At 47.8% G+C, this 14,798-nt stretch carries 14 protein-coding genes; 2 read left to right on the top strand and 12 right to left on the bottom strand.

Annotation, left to right across the window (positions count from 1 at the left end):
• Positions 1-2: 2 nt before the first annotated feature.
• The 7 genes from IEW48_RS02910 to IEW48_RS02880 all read right to left on the bottom strand — a co-directional run bounded on the left by IEW48_RS02910 (position 3) and on the right by IEW48_RS02880 (position 8,091).
• On the bottom strand, positions 3-2,120 hold the full coding sequence (locus tag IEW48_RS02910) for a penicillin-binding transpeptidase domain-containing protein (protein WP_188622505.1): 2,118 nt from the start codon (positions 2,118-2,120) through the stop codon (positions 3-5).
• A gap of 71 nt (positions 2,121-2,191) precedes the next feature.
• Positions 2,192-2,611 (bottom strand): cell division protein FtsL, encoded by a 420-nt coding sequence (gene ftsL / locus IEW48_RS02905; protein WP_188622504.1) that lies wholly within the window; start codon positions 2,609-2,611, stop codon positions 2,192-2,194.
• Positions 2,612-2,649: 38 nt separating this feature from the next.
• Positions 2,650-3,582 (bottom strand): 16S rRNA (cytosine(1402)-N(4))-methyltransferase RsmH, encoded by a 933-nt coding sequence (rsmH, locus tag IEW48_RS02900; RefSeq protein WP_007505628.1) that lies wholly within the window; start codon positions 3,580-3,582, stop codon positions 2,650-2,652.
• A gap of 14 nt (positions 3,583-3,596) precedes the next feature.
• The gene (mraZ, locus tag IEW48_RS02895; protein ID WP_007505626.1) at positions 3,597-4,028 is read right to left on the bottom strand and encodes a division/cell wall cluster transcriptional repressor MraZ; all 432 of its coding nucleotides are present in this window, start codon (positions 4,026-4,028) and stop codon (positions 3,597-3,599) included.
• Positions 4,029-4,182: 154 nt separating this feature from the next.
• The gene (locus IEW48_RS02890) at positions 4,183-5,442 is read right to left on the bottom strand and encodes an adenosylhomocysteinase (protein ID WP_188622503.1); all 1,260 of its coding nucleotides are present in this window, start codon (positions 5,440-5,442) and stop codon (positions 4,183-4,185) included.
• A 38-nt stretch (positions 5,443-5,480) separates the two neighbouring features.
• Positions 5,481-7,124 carry a bacillithiol biosynthesis cysteine-adding enzyme BshC gene (gene bshC, locus IEW48_RS02885; protein ID WP_188622502.1) on the bottom strand — a complete coding sequence of 548 codons (1,644 nt, stop codon included), beginning with the start codon at positions 7,122-7,124 and terminating at the stop codon, positions 5,481-5,483.
• Positions 7,125-7,131: 7 nt separating this feature from the next.
• Complete coding sequence (locus tag IEW48_RS02880; RefSeq protein ID WP_229703917.1) at positions 7,132-8,091, bottom strand: ketopantoate reductase family protein; 960 nt, start codon at positions 8,089-8,091, stop codon at positions 7,132-7,134.
• A 126-nt stretch (positions 8,092-8,217) separates the two neighbouring features.
• Here IEW48_RS02880 and IEW48_RS02875 point away from each other — a divergent pair, with 126 nt between their 5' ends.
• Complete coding sequence (locus IEW48_RS02875) at positions 8,218-8,874, top strand: SurA N-terminal domain-containing protein (RefSeq protein ID WP_188622500.1); 657 nt, start codon at positions 8,218-8,220, stop codon at positions 8,872-8,874.
• Between the two features lie 115 nt (positions 8,875-8,989).
• Here the strand turns inward: IEW48_RS02875 and IEW48_RS02870 are convergent, their stop codons facing one another.
• From IEW48_RS02870 to IEW48_RS02860, 3 genes are all read right to left on the bottom strand, one after another.
• A complete protein-coding gene (locus IEW48_RS02870; protein ID WP_188622499.1) occupies positions 8,990-10,528 on the bottom strand; it encodes an acyl-CoA carboxylase subunit beta in 1,539 nt (512 codons plus the stop codon).
• 137 nt (positions 10,529-10,665) lie between these two features.
• The gene (locus tag IEW48_RS02865) at positions 10,666-10,878 is read right to left on the bottom strand and encodes an acetyl-CoA carboxylase biotin carboxyl carrier protein subunit (protein ID WP_007505620.1); all 213 of its coding nucleotides are present in this window, start codon (positions 10,876-10,878) and stop codon (positions 10,666-10,668) included.
• Positions 10,875-12,224 carry an acetyl-CoA carboxylase biotin carboxylase subunit gene (locus IEW48_RS02860; protein ID WP_188622498.1) on the bottom strand — a complete coding sequence of 450 codons (1,350 nt, stop codon included), beginning with the start codon at positions 12,222-12,224 and terminating at the stop codon, positions 10,875-10,877. The genes IEW48_RS02865 and IEW48_RS02860 overlap by 4 nt, the downstream gene beginning before the upstream one ends.
• Before the next feature lie 203 nt (positions 12,225-12,427).
• On the opposite strand from IEW48_RS02860, the gene IEW48_RS02855 reads away from it, so the two are divergent.
• Positions 12,428-12,925: an N-acetyltransferase gene (locus tag IEW48_RS02855; RefSeq protein ID WP_007505618.1), complete on the top strand. Its 498-nt coding sequence runs from the start codon at positions 12,428-12,430 to the stop codon at positions 12,923-12,925.
• A gap of 172 nt (positions 12,926-13,097) precedes the next feature.
• Here IEW48_RS02855 and IEW48_RS02850 read toward each other — a convergent pair whose 3' ends face one another.
• Together IEW48_RS02850 and IEW48_RS02845 are read right to left on the bottom strand one after the other, a co-directional pair.
• Entirely contained in the window at positions 13,098-13,763 is a 666-nt protein-coding gene (locus tag IEW48_RS02850) for an RsfA family transcriptional regulator (protein WP_007505617.1), read from the bottom strand.
• Between the two features lie 114 nt (positions 13,764-13,877).
• Positions 13,878-14,639, bottom strand: a complete 762-nt coding sequence (locus tag IEW48_RS02845; RefSeq protein WP_188622497.1) for an enoyl-CoA hydratase/isomerase family protein — start codon at positions 14,637-14,639, stop codon at positions 13,878-13,880.
• Positions 14,640-14,798 lie beyond the last annotated feature (159 nt).

Raw genomic sequence — 14,798 nt, 5'->3', positions numbered from 1 at the left:
AGCTATCTGCCGTCAAACTTTGGCTCTAAGGTGACTTGCAACTCACTTCCCGGTCGCAGCCGTACACCTGGCGACACATTTTGAGCCGTCACATATCCATGTCCTTCGGCACGAACCTTCATCCTTGTGACTGACGCCCAGTCCAAAACTTCCTTTAATGACCATCCGGTCATATCCGGAGTTTCTACATGACGGACCTCTCCGGCGATGAGGTACAAGCGGCTGCCTTCAGGCATAGGCGTTCCGGGAGTGGGATACTGTTCTGTTATTTCGTTTCCCTGGCCCAAAATGTGCACGTCAAAACCGTCTTGTTCCCCTTTTTTTCTCCCGTTTTCTACAAAGAGGCGCCGGTAATCTCCCACTGTTGGCCACTCCGCTTCAAAATCTGCCGCCGAGACCTCCTCAATCTCCCGGGTCACGTTGAGGTATTGCAGACTGTTCTCCATGACGTACTTGAAGACTTTGGCCACAGCGGCACCCCCCAAATAGTACTGGTCCACCTGCGGGGAATCAATGGCCACGAAAACGGATAGTTTGGGATCATCTTTAGGGGCAAAGCCCACAAAAGAATGAATGTACTTCCCGCGAACATAACGGCCATTTTCTGCTTTTTGGGCAGTCCCTGTCTTACCAGCAACCTGGTAACCGTCAATATGAAAATTGGTTCCGGTCCCATCTGTTACAACCGTTTCGAGTATATCCCTCATTTGTTTGGCAGTTTGGGGAGAAACCACTTGCGGATCAACCACGGTCGGTTTATTTTGTAAAACCACTTTATCAGAATTGGGGTCATAAATGGAATCGATGACATAGGGTTTCATTAACTTACCGCCGTTAGCAATGACGTTGATCGCCTGGATCTGCTGAATGGGGGTAACCATCAACCCGCCTTGGCCAAAAGTCATGGCGGCAAGGTCAACCGGCTTTGCCTCCTCCAACGGAATGACATAACCGGGATGCTCGCCAGGCAAATCAATGCCGGTCAGTTTACCAAATCCAAAACGGTCAATGTAATGGTAAAACACCTCTTTCTTCATCCGTTCGTACCCCAGAATGACTGAAGCCACGTTACTTGATTTTTGCATCCCCTCCAAAAAGGTAATGGTGCCCCATCCCTGGCGATTATGGTCACGGATAATTTTCCCCGGCACTGCATAACTGCCCGATTGAAATGTTTCATGCCCGTTATAGATGCCTTCCTCGATGGCTGCAGCAAAAGTAATGACTTTAAATGTTGAACCAGGTTCAAAAGCATAGGACACCGAATCATTCCAATAGTTGGTAATTGAGGAGTAGTTATTCGGATCAAAGGAGGGGCGGTTGGACATGGCCAATATTTGACCGGTATGGGGATCTGAAACAATGACCGTCATTTTTTCCGGCCGGTATTCACGATACACCTCATCCAGTGCTTGTTCCACAAATAGCTGGATACGTTGATCAATCGTCAGATAAACATCATGACCATCTTTAGGATATTCAACGGTTTCCGTACCGGAGATAAGCCTGTTTCCTTTTAAATCCTGCTTATACTTCACTAATCCTTTTTCTCCCCGCAAGTACTTGTCCAGCTCAAGTTCCAGCCCCATTCTCGCTTCTCCATCCAGGTCAACAAAACCCAATATATGGGAAGCAAAGGTATGGTTAGGATAGTAACGTCTGGTCTCTTCCCGAAAAGTAATCCCCTCCAGTTCCAGTTCCCGAATGGCTTCCATCTTTTGTGCATCTATTTTCCATCCTCCTGGCCTGAGTTCCACCTGTTGGCGGTCTTTCTGAGTTAACAGCTGATAAAGCTGCTCTTGGGACATATCAAGAATGGGAGCCAGTTGTTCGGCTGTCGCTTGCGGATCCTTCACATGGTTGGGCACGTTTTGATCCAATATGGCAATAACCGTGTATGCCTTCACTTCCTTGGCCAGTATATTATGGTTGCGGTCAAAGATAGAACCCCGCTCGGGCTCCAATACCCTCTCACGCTCATACATCGCCTGGGCCCGTTCCTGATACCAGGAAGCTTCAACGACTTGAAGGGTATAAAAACGATATATAACAGCAAAAAAGAGCAATAAAAATATTGCTCCCACAAATTGACTCCGGCTGCGTATTTTAGTGTGACTCATACATATTCCTCCCCCGACACTTGGCTCAACGCAAATGCAAAAGCAGGAACACCAGCATGCCGGCCTTTTTCTCACTCAGCACTTTCCTTGGACCTGGACAGGACTTTAACTGTGCGCTCCCGCATGTCCATGCCCAGTTCATTTTGAGCAATGGCCAAGATACGTTCCGGTGAGCTGAGCTGGATGACTTCAACTTCCAACTTGGCATTGTTTTCTTCCAGATGTTCCAGTTCACGTTCCAACGCTTGAAGCTCATAGTTCATTTCTGTCAGTAAAGCACCCCTGGCCATCAGCAAACTTAAGGCAGCTATGACAATCAACACAGCAAAGAGATACAGCATTTTTTCCCTGCTGGACAAGAGCGACTGCCCTTGTGGATGTGGCTGGTGTTGGGACGGCTGTTTAGGTTCCTGCTTATGCTGTTGACGGCTCAGATGTTTGTTCCGCTTTTCGTTCTGATATTTCACTGCGACGTTTCCATATTGGTACATAAATCTAATCCTCCTTTTGTTTCTGCTTCTTTTCTTGCTCAGATTTTCTCAGCAATTCTCAACTTGGCTGACCGTGCCCTTGGGTTTTGCTCTACCTCTTGGAGAGTGGGCACAATGGGTTTACGGTTTACAATCTTCAGCGAGGGAACTTGTCCGCACACGCATTGGGGCAAGCCAGGGGGACAGGTGCAACCCTGGCTTTTCTGGCGGAACATTTGTTTACAGATGCGGTCTTCCAATGAGTGAAAGGTAATCACCGCCACTCTGCCCCCTTTATTTAAACGCTCTATCGCTTGGGAAAGAGCTTCTTCGAAAGCGTTCAATTCGTCATTGACTGCAATCCGGATAGCTTGAAAAGTGCGCTTGGCTGGATGGGGACCGTTTTGCCGGGCTTTGGCTGGAATACTTTGTTTAATCACGTCCACCAGTTCACCCGTGGTTTTAATGGGTTTTTTCTTTCGGGTCTCGACGATACGGCGGGCAATCCGTCTGGAATAACGCTCCTCACCATAGCGGTAGATGACCTCAGCCAATTGTTCCTCGCTCCAGGAGTTGACAACATCAAAAGCCGTTAAATCTTGGCGCTGGTCCATTCTCATATCCAGCGGGGCATCATGTTGATAACTGAACCCCCTCTCGGCTTGGTCCAGCTGTGGAGAGGAAACGCCAAGGTCAAACAAAACTCCATCCACTTGCTGGAATCCAGCTTCATCAAGAATTTCAGCCAAGTAACGGAAATTACGCTGCACAAGAACAAGAGAGATATTAAAATTTGCCAACCGCCTCCGGGCATGTTCCAGAGCCTCTTGGTCCTGATCTATGCCGATCAGGCAACCGCCTGGTCCAAGACGGCTGGCAATCAGCTGACTGTGCCCAGCTCCGCCAAGCGTACAATCCACATAAGTGCCATCGGATTTTATATTAAGTCCGTTCACAGCCTCTTCTTTTAGGACCGTCACATGTTCAAACATCGGTGCAGCCTCCGTTACAGGTCAAAGTCAACAATCTTTTCGGCTATCTCAGCAAACGATTCTTCAGATGCTGCAAAATAGTCTTCCCAAACACCTTTGCTCCAAATCTCCACTCGGCTGCTGACGCCAATAACAACGCAGTCTTTCTCCAACTGGGCGTATTCACGCAGGTTGGCAGGAATATTCACTCTTCCTTGTTTGTCCAGCTCACACTCCGTTGCGCCTGAGAAGAAAAAGCGGGTGAACGCACGGGCATCAGACCGGGTAAACGGGAGAGATTTTAATTTTTCCTCAATCTGTTTCCATTCAGAAAAGGGGTAGACAAACAAACATTTGTCCAATCCTCTGGTCACGATAAAAGATGTTCCCAGGCCCTCCCGAAACTTGGCAGGTATAATGAGTCTTCCTTTATTGTCAATGGTGTGCTGATATTCACCTAGGAACACATCGGATCACCACTTCTCCCCCGTTTTCCTCCACAATCCCCCACTTTTCACCACTTAATTATTTATTCTCCCCCACAAAAAAAAATCCTGCTTGTTGAGCAGGATTTTTTTTAAAATCGGTTTTTTTTTAAACGGACGACCTGTCAAGGGCTTCCTATTCCTTCCAAGATTCCAAATAGGCCTTTTGCTCTTCACTTAAACGGTCAATGGTGATACCTAAGGCCTCGAGTTTATAGGCAGCCACCTGTTGGTCCAGCTCATAAGGCACGTTATGCACCTTCTTTTCTAATTGCTGATAATGGTTGTTAATATACTCCAGGGCCAAAGCTTGTAAGGCAAAAGTCATATCCATGATCTCAGCAGGATGACCGTCTCCGGCAGCCAGATTAACCAAACGGCCCTCTGCCAGTACATAGATCTTTTTGCCCCCGGCCAGTTGATACTCTTCTATATTTTTGCGCACAACCCGTTTAGATTGGGCCAACCCTTCCAGCTCTCTCAGGTTAATCTCAACATCAAAGTGCCCTGCATTGGCCAGGATCGCTCCATTTTTCATTTTTTCGAAGTGGCTTTGGCGGATACAATCCTTATTGCCTGTAACAGTGACAAAATAGTCTCCGAGTTCAGCAGCCTGGTCCATTGACATCACTTCAAATCCATCCATATACGCTTCGATCGCCTTGATGGGATCCACTTCGGTGACAATCACTTTGGCCCCAAGACCTTTGGCCCGCATGGCCACACCCTTGCCGCACCATCCATAGCCGATGACCACCACCGTTTTGCCGGCTACAACCAGGTTGGTGGTGCGGTTAATCCCGTCCCACACCGACTGGCCCGTGCCGTAGCGGTTATCAAACAGATATTTGCAGTAAGCATCATTCACAGCCATCATCGGGAATTGAAGACGCCCCTCTTTGGCCAGCGCTTTGAGACGCAAAATGCCGGTCGTGGTTTCTTCGGCGCCACCGCGAATTTGGGGCAGAAGGTCAGGGCGCTCCTCATGCAAAATGGTGACCAGGTCACCCCCGTCATCAATAATGAGATCAGGTTTGGTCTCCAGCGTTTTGATCAAATGCTGTTTATACTCTTCAGGTTCAGGGTTGTAGCGGGCAAAGACTTGGATATTATCTTCCACCAAAGCGGCGCAAATGTCATCTTGGGTGGATAACGGATTGCTGCCGGTAATGGTCACCTGGGCGCCACCCGCCTGTATCACTTTGGCCAGATAGGCGGTTTTGGCTTCCAGATGGAGACAAATAGCCACCTTCAGTCCTGCAAACGGTTTTTCCTGTTCAAAACGCTTCCGGATACGGTTTAAAACAGGCATATGTTCTTTAACCCAGTCAATTTTCAGATGACCTTCCGGAGCCAGGCTGAGATCTTGGATGATGCTCGTTTCACGGGCATTCATACACTTGCTCCTTTCTTGAACCACTGGATTTGAAAGCTTTACTCCACATGTAAATATACTAACTTATGTTTTCCGTTAAAGCAAAATGATTGCTGCATCAATACTTCCAACAACTGAAACCCATGCTTATTGAAGAAATGAAAAGGATAATAAACACGCTCTTGCAAACGTCCCTCTGGATACAGGGCCTGCTCCACTTTGTCAAAATGCCTGATCGCAGCCTCATGCTGGGTTTTAAAGGCAGCCATGGCCCGTTTGTGAAAATAATCAACCTGTTCCAGCACTTTGTCAAGATTTTTGCGCCCGAGCTGTTCCATTCCTTTATTGATCCGGCATACTTTTTCAAGTAAAGGTTGGTACAGGCGCACCACCTCTTGTTTAACTTGCGAAAAGCTTTGTTCCAGGCCAAGTTCATCCTGTTCAGCTAACCACTGTTCCCGGAACGCCTCAAATGATCCGAATACCGTTTGTATGTCAATATTGTGCTTTTCGAGAAGATGACAAATGTTGGGCTCAACCAGGGTCAGATTTAAACGGGGCATAATCACAGGCAACCTCATATTAAACGCTTCAAAGTAGGTTCCATACAAAGCCCAATAGGCAATCTCACCCGGTCCGGCCACAAAGGTCAAGGTGGGAAACAACGACTCCTGCATGAAGGGCCGGGTAATGACATTGTTGCTAAACTGCCACGGTTCATTTTTCGCCAAGTCCAATAACTCTGCCTCGGAATAAACAGATTGGCCATTTTTAGTCTGGAATTGGGCTCCCTTCTTCTCCAGCAAGAGACGTTCTTTATTCTCGTAAATAAACAAGAGAGCCGGATGTTCACCCAAGGTGATCTGCGGTGTGTAGCCCTGCTCTTCCATACGCTTTATCTGCTGGCGCACATGGCCGTCAATCAGATCATAATGAGTCAAAATCGTCTCAAACACGGAAGATTCAAGCCGGCGCAAAGCCGGATCCGCAGAATTAACCAGCAACAGCCCGTACTGTGTAAACAGCTGGTGCATCAGTCCCGCAAAAAAAGCGGTGTAAGTGTCCGCTTTATGTAATGTGTCCAAGACCAACTGACGGACCTCTTCAGTAAACTCGGTTTGGGGCCATTGCTCAAATACATTTTCCAGCCAGGACAAAATCTCGCGGCGGGGGAAGGGACGGTGGTCAATAGACTGTCTCACCTGCCCATGTGGATCAGACAAGGACAGCTTCTCCATGCCAGCCCCCTTTGCCTTGGGCACAAAAACATGGTTAATTTCCTGAAAGTCATGATCTTCCCCTGCAATCCAGAAAACCGGGACCACAGGGACCCCTAATTGCTCTTCTTGGGTTCGGGCCACTTTTAATATGGTCACCGCTTTATAGAGCGTATACATCGGGCCTGTCAACAGCCCGGCTTGCTGCCCACCGAGCACGACTACACTTTCCTCTTGCTGCAAACGTTGAAGCTGTTCTTCTTGAGCAGGCGAAAGTGTCCAGCGCGCCATTTGGGCACGGATCACCTCAGCCAAAGGCCCGCGAGCAAAGGTTCGTTCGCGAAGCTCCCGCCAGCGGCGCTTATAACTGTCTTTGTCAAAAGGGTCATAGTGGAAAAATTGCAGTGCTTGCACCTGTTGATTGACATAGTCTGTAGCAAAGGTATTAATCTGTGGCAGGTCATATTCCTTTATTTTCAATTCCATCGAGTGTTCACCTTTCATCATCATTGTTCATTTCTTCCAAAGCGAGAATGGCTTGCCGGACAAAACGGTGAGCAGGTAAATCGATGTGATATTGAGCCGCTTTTTTGACAAAATAGCCGTTCAAAGCTTCGATTTCTGTCCGCCGGCCATGGCGGATGTCTTGCCACGTAGAGGAATGATTGTCAGCTGTTCGGTGGCAGACTCCTATAATCTCTTCCCATAACCTCCCCTCTTCTAAAATGGAAGGGGTCTCCTTGCCCCAGACCGCTTGGATAAGCGGCTGCAGTTCGTCATACAACTGCTTCATTAACTGGGTCAGAGCCGGAAAGTCAGCCAACTTCCCATTAGGAACCTGGAATAAAGCCGTTAAGGGATTAATACACGCATTAATCACTGCTTTCTTCCACATGGTCTGCTCTATACGGTTGGTCCAGCACACATCAAGATAAGGTGCTATATCCTCCCTCCACCGGGAAAAGGAAGGAGCACTGTCCACTGTACCGCCAGCCAGAGACCCTACAGCGGTCACCCCTGTTCCCCGCACCTCTGCTTTTGTATCTCCAATCCTGGTTGCACCACACTGTGTCACCCCGTAAAACACACGGTGGTGTGGAAGCGCCTTCCGGATGTGATCGGGATGGCCCAGGCCATTCATGATAAACACAACAGGCTTATCAGCATTAATGTTCCGCCTGATCCAGGAAAGAACTGGGATAAGCTGGGTTTGTTTGACAGTCACAAGGCTCAAGTCGGGCTGGGATTCCAGCTTGTCATCCTCTTCAGCAGCAATCGCCTGGGGCTTCAAGTGGAGCAGCTTTTCTCCGGGAAGTTTCAAGTGCAAACCTGAGTCATTGATGGCCCTGGCCTGTGCCAGGCGCCGTGTTAACACGGTCAGATGACGGTGTCCAGCCAGCCAAGTATAACCTGCAAACAAGATGCCCATCGCTCCCGCCCCAATGACTAACACATGCAATTCCTTTCACCTCGTGTCTATTTAGCCTTGACCATTTACATGGATGCTCATTTATGGTACACTTCCCTCAATGCCATTGTAAGGCAAATGCTGTATTTTTTAAAGTTTGGAGGCAGGATGATGAAAAAGACGATATTGGCGGTCATATTAAGCATGTCGCTAATCACTTTATTCGGTTGCGGGATAGGTCAGAAGCATTCAGAGGAAAGCGCAGCTGTAGCCATGGTTAACGGAACCCAGATCTATAAGGAAGAGCTGGATGCCCATCTTGAACGGGTTAAAATGTCCTATGCCCAATTTGGCATTGATTTTGAAAGTGAAGAAGGAAAAGAAATGTTTGAACAGATACAAGAAGAGGTGTTAAACGGCCTGATTGAACAGCAGCTCTTATTACAGGCCGCCCAAAGTGAAGGGTATAAAGCCGATCCGGAACAAGTGGAAGAAGCCCTGGCAGACATTAAAGCCCAATTTTCCACAGAAGAGGAATTGATTGAAACGCTTGACACTCTCGGATTGTCCATGGACGATCTCAAGGAAGAACTGGCCAACGAAATGGTAATCAACCAATATTTAGAGGATCAAATTGGTGAAATTGAATTAAGTGAAGAAGAGCAACAAGAAGCCTATCTGGCTTATGAAGAAGAGATCGGTGAAAAGCTTGATGATGAAACAAAGCAACTTATTAACGAACAGCTGAAGTGGCAAAAACGGAGCGAACGGAGACAGGAATTCGTTGACCAACTGAAACAGGAAAGCGAAATCGAAATCTTGCTTTAGCTTCATGTGCTCAATCAATCTTGCATTGGATGAACGGATAAGAGGCTGACCCGCAGGTGATGACAGGACCCTTTGGGACAGCCTCTTTCTCGTGCTACCAAATGATGAAATCAAGTTAGACAGGATATACAGGATGTTTCCGTTTGGAAAACTGTTTATCCTTGTGGCGATAGGCCTCAAAACGACGGATTAAATGTTCCCTAAGTTCAGATCCCGGAACAATATCATCTACGATCAACTCCGAAGCCAGCCTGTAGATATCAATATCCTCCTGATACTCTTTACGTTTCCCCATGATAAATTGCGTCCTCTCTTGTGGATCTTCGATGCTGGCAATTTTGTTGTAATAGACGGCATTGACAGCCGCTTCGGGACCCATGACAGCAATCTGTGCGGTGGGCAAGGCCAGGCATGCATCAGGTTCAAAGGCTGGTCCAGCCATGGCATATAAACCGGCACCGTAAGCTTTACGTACGATGACAGATACTTTAGGCACCGTCGCCTCGGACATGGCGGCAATCATTTTGGCTCCGTGACGGATAATTCCCGCCCTCTCCACTTTCGTCCCAATCATGAATCCGGGAACGTCGGCCAAAAAGAGCAAAGGAATGTTGAACGCATCACACAAGGTTATAAAACGTGCCGCTTTGTCCGCCGAGTCAACAAATAACACGCCTCCCTTCACTTTCGGTTGATTGGCCACAATACCAATCACCTGGCCGTTCAAGCGGGCAAACCCGGTAATAATTTCGGGGGCAAAAAGCTTTTTGATCTCAAAAAATGTCTCCTCATCAATCAAAGCTTCAATCAGTTCGTACATATCAAAGGGTACATTTTGGTTGGCGGGAACGATCTCTTCGATGGGACGCACCCCTGCTTTCGGTGGTCTGGCTTCCGTCTGAGGGGGGCGCTCCTCGAAGTTAGCCGGAAAATAAGCAAGGTATTCCCGGGCGAACTGGATCGCTTCCTGCTCGTCTTGTGCTAAGATATCACCGCAGCCGCTGACCGAACAGTGCATCCGGGCGCCCCCCATTTCCTCCAGGGTGACTTTTTCCCCGATCACCATTTCAGCCATGCGGGGGGAACCCAGGTACATGCTGGCATTGCCATCGACCATAATCACAACGTCGCAAAAAGCAGGAATATAGGCTCCTCCCGCAGCTGACGGCCCAAACAACAAACAGATCTGGGGAATAACGCCCGACAACTTCACTTGGTTGTAAAAGATGCGTCCCGCTCCCCGGCGGTTGGGAAACATCTCAACCTGATCAGTGATTCTTGCCCCGGCCGAATCCACCAGGTAAAGCAGCGGTACTTTCATTGTCTCCGCCGTCTCCTGGATGCGGATAATTTTTTCTACGGTGCGGGCGCCCCAGGATCCCGCTTTTACCGTTGAATCATTGGCCATCACACTAACGGTCTGGCCATTGATTTTACCAATGCCGGTCACCACTCCGTCAGCTGGTAAATCACCGGCCGCAAAATTGGCAAACTTGCCGTCTTCCACAAATGACCCTTCATCTAGCAACAGACGGAGACGCTCACGGACAAACAGTTTGTTTTGTTCCTTGGCCTTTTGATGATACTTTTCCTCTCCGCCTTTCTCGATCTGTTCAATGCGTTGCTTTAACGTTTCCTCCAAAGTGTGTGTCATCAGCTTCTCTCCTTTCTTGTTCCCATTTACCCTGAACAATGATGATGCGGACACGCAAGCTAAGACCGAGCGCTCGATCACCGGATTGATACACACTCTTATGGATTGATACACACGCTTATGATTGACACAAAATCTTATTCAAGCACCACAACCACATCTCCCTCGTTGACAAAGTCCCCCACATCCACTTTCACTTCTTTCACCGTTCCGCCCTGTTCGGCAGTGATGGGGATTTCCATCTTCATAGATTCTAAAATCACAACTTCCTGCCCCGGCTGAACCTCATCTCCCACTTTGACGTGTACTTGAAAGACACTTCCTGTCATAGTTGATACGATTTCTTTCATCTGGCTACCTCCCTTAAGTGTTTGACAAACTGGGTCGTATAGTTGCCGGCTCTAAATTGTTCATGATTCAAGACATCAAGCAAAAAGGGAATATTATGCTTGATTCCTTCCAGCTTCATTTCATTCAGCACCCGGATCCCCTTCTCAATCGCTGCGGTGCGGGTGGAATCGCTTACAATTAATTTGGCAATTAATGGATCATAGTAGGGCGTTATGCGACTGCCCGTGCGGATTGCGTCATCGAAGCGGACGCCATCTCCTTCCTGCCGTTCATACAGGGTAATTTGGCCTGGTGAAGGCATAAAGGTAACCGGATCCTCTGCATAAATGCGCAGCTCTATGGCATGCCCCTCGCGCTTGACCTCTTCTTGGGCAAAAGGCAATGGTTGATTTTCGGCAATGGCCAGTTGCAGGGCGACGAGATCATAACCTGTTATTGCTTCTGTTACCGGATGTTCCACCTGCAGCCTGGTATTCATCTCAATAAAGTAAAACGCTTTGTCATGGCCCATGATAAATTCCACTGTTCCCACACCCGTATAGCCGACTGCTTGGGCAGCCTTTACCGCTGTCTGACAAATCTTTGCCCGTGTCTGTTCATCGACAAAGGGTGATGGCGATTCCTCAATCACTTTCTGATGACGCCGCTGAATGGAGCAATCCCGTTCGAATAAGTGACAAATGTGCCCGTGCTGGTCAGCTACAATCTGGACTTCAATATGACGGGGATCCTCAATATATTTTTCCACGAACATGTGATCCTGTCCGAAATAGGCTTTAGCTCTGCCCTTCGCGGAGGCATAAGCTTTTTCAAGTTCCCCGGGATGGTGACAAACCGAAAGCCCGATCCCTCCCCCGCCCGCACTGGCTTTCAACATCACGGGGTAACCAATGGCTTCTGCCTGGGCCAATGCCTGTTCAACATCCTGTGCTTCTGTTTCACCACCTGGGACAACAGGTACGCCTGCTTGTTTCATGATTTGACGGGCCACCAGTTTGTCGCCCATCTGTCTGATCACTTCGGGCGAAGGACCAATAAACGTTATACCCGCCTCCTGACATTTACGGGCAAATTCTGCGTTTTCAGACAACAGCCCATAGCCAGGATGGATCATCGCCACGCCCAGATCCTTGGCAACATCGATAATTTTGTCCATCTGCAAATAACTTTGGGCCACAGGAGCAGGGCCAATGTGCACAGCCTCATCGGCTTCCTCGACATACGGCATATCCTGATCAGCAGCAGAATAGATGGCAACAGTCCCATATCCTTGTTGCTTACAAGTACGTATCACACGCCGGGCAATCTCTCCCCGGTTAGCGATCAACACTTTTTTCCTGGCCATACCTTCACTCCTTCCCCATGATCTCATATACAAGCAACAGGAAATGGCCTCTCCTAGGTCTATTTCATTCGACATAGACCCGGAAAATTCCTCTTATTTTTTTAAATTTAAGATAAGTGCTAAATCTAGTACATTTATTGTAAAATGGCCGTAAAAACAGTAAACTAAATACAGAAGGTAGCTGTGAAAAAGGGGTGTCAATTGTGGATAAGCCAGAAGTAAAACGCTTACTGATTAATTACAAAACGCTAGAGGAGTTCCAAAAATTTAAAGAATATGGCTTAGAAGAACTCTCCATGTTGGAAGATTTACAAGCCAACATTATTGAAGATGACAGTAACTCTCCCTTTTATGGTATTTATTATGGTGATAAATTAGTGGCCCGCATGAGTCTGTACCAGATTAACGCCAAATATGACCGTTATTTCGACCCGCCTCAAGATTATCTGGAGTTGTGGAAACTAGAGGTTTTACCAGATTACCGTCACCGCGGTTATGGCACGGCGCTGGTCGAATATGCCAAAAGCTTTGGCCAACCGATCAAAACCAATGCCAGACAGCAGTCAGGTGAGTTCTGGTTAAAGATGGGATTTAAGCCTGTGAAGTACAATCCCGTTCGCGACAGAGGAGAAAGCCCCTATATTTGGCTGCCTGAGGGCGTAAAAGAAAGGGAGCTTAAAGAAGAAGATTTGGAGCTGTAGGAATCAACAAAAGTGGCATGCGTTTTGCTGTTCCCCGGCTATAGGCCAGCGCTGCCTGTAGCATGACAAAAAGGGAAGTGGGTGCTCTTTTCTCCCGCATGAAAGACAGGAGAACCCATTCCCTTTTATCCATTCCGGCCCCGTTGGCTCATCCCAGGCAGTATGATGATCCTTATTCAACCCGTTCCAAATTTCCGTTTTTATCCATTTTGAAACTGATCCGTCCATCTTGCTCTTCATCACCTAAAAATGCAAGTTTCCGGGCACGTTCCATAATCCTCATCAAAGCTTGATAATCTTCATTCATGGTGTCGTATTCCTGACGAATGTTTTCCAGTTCCTGTTTGATCTGTTCATTTTCCTCTCTTAACCTTTTAATTTCTTCGTCCTTTTGATTCAGGAGCTGGTCCACTTGCTTCATTTTGATATAGGATTCTTTTTGCTGGCGGAGGAAACGGATGACATCATCAAAACTTAGCGCCCGCTCCTCTTGCTTAGTTTGGGGTAAAGACGTGTGTGTTTCTTGAGCAAGCTCTTCATTTGTTCCCGATGCTGACAACTCTTGCACTCTATCATTATCTACGGCTGACCTCCGCTTTTGCTTCTTTGCCTTCAATTGATTACGCTGGGCCTTGGCAATTTGGATCGCAGATTCGTATTTCTTACGCACCAAACTGTTCCAGCGGAAGCCACATGCTGCAGGTGTGCGTCCCAAGCGTTGCCCCACTTCTTCAAAAGCAGCAAGCTGGGTGCTCCCTTCACGAATGTGACGCAAAGTCACCTCAGCTAGTATGAGATCGTCTTCCTCCGTCCATGCATCTTGCCGTTGTGCAACCATTTAGATTCCTCCAATAGCAGGTTTTACTTTAGTTTATGCACTTTGTAGAGTTCATAGAATCTGCATCTACTATTGGAAGTATGTCCAAACGAAAATCTATTTAAACCCTCCCAACTACTTTTTCTTGTTTTTTTGTAAAAAATGACGCATTGACTGCTGATGAACTGGTCCCCCCCAAACTTTCAGACACCGCTCTACTTCCAACGTTATTTTTTGGGAGAGGGTGAAGCGGGGATCATCGGCTTGTTGTGCGGTTTGCTTGTACAGAAGAATAGCATCCAGCGGCTGGCAGGCAAACCGTCTGCACCAGGCGAGCACATGCCGTAAAAAATCCTCTGTCGGAAAGATTTTATCAATCAAGCCCAGCTTGTATGCTTCAATGCTGGAAATCCTCTCCCCGCTGAGCAGGAGTTCCAGTGCTTTTTGACGGGATAAAAGTTTAAACAGATAGTTGGCACCTCCCCATCCAGTCGTAATCCCCAGACGGATCTGCACAAAACCGAGCTGGACAGCAGGATGAGCCAGACGGAAATCGCAAGCACTAGCCAGCTCACAGCCTCCCCCCACCGCTGTCCCGTTCAAGGCAGCCACGGTTGGTTTAGGATACTGGTGCAGTGCTAACAATATGTCTTTAATTTGTTTAAAACAATCGGCGATCTCTCCCTTGCTTAACTGGCTAAATTCCTCCAGATCTCCCCCTGAACAAAACGATTCCCCTTCTCCGGTCAGCACGATCACTTTTACGTCCTGGTCTTCCCGCCACTTCTCTAGGTAGTACTTCAGTTCTTTAAACATTTGGAAGTTTAGAGCATTATGCACCCATGGTCTAGCCAGGGTTAACACCCCAATATTGCCAATGATTTCCATTTTAATCATCCTGCCTCCACCTTTCTCATCCACTCAACCCCTTTTTTTTCCTGGATGATCCATTGTTTCAATCTGACCATTTGCTTATTCCGTTTAAGTGACATACATCTCCCACTTTCGCTTCGCTTAGAAGTGGGAGACTTCTGTCGGAGGTAAGTTAAACTTCGC

The organism is Caldalkalibacillus thermarum (genome assembly GCF_014644735.1).
GTDB classification, from domain to species: Bacteria; Bacillota; Bacilli; order Caldalkalibacillales; family Caldalkalibacillaceae; genus Caldalkalibacillus; species Caldalkalibacillus thermarum.
Note: the sequence above shows the minus strand (reverse complement) of the source record. Positions and strands in the feature narration are given on the sequence as shown.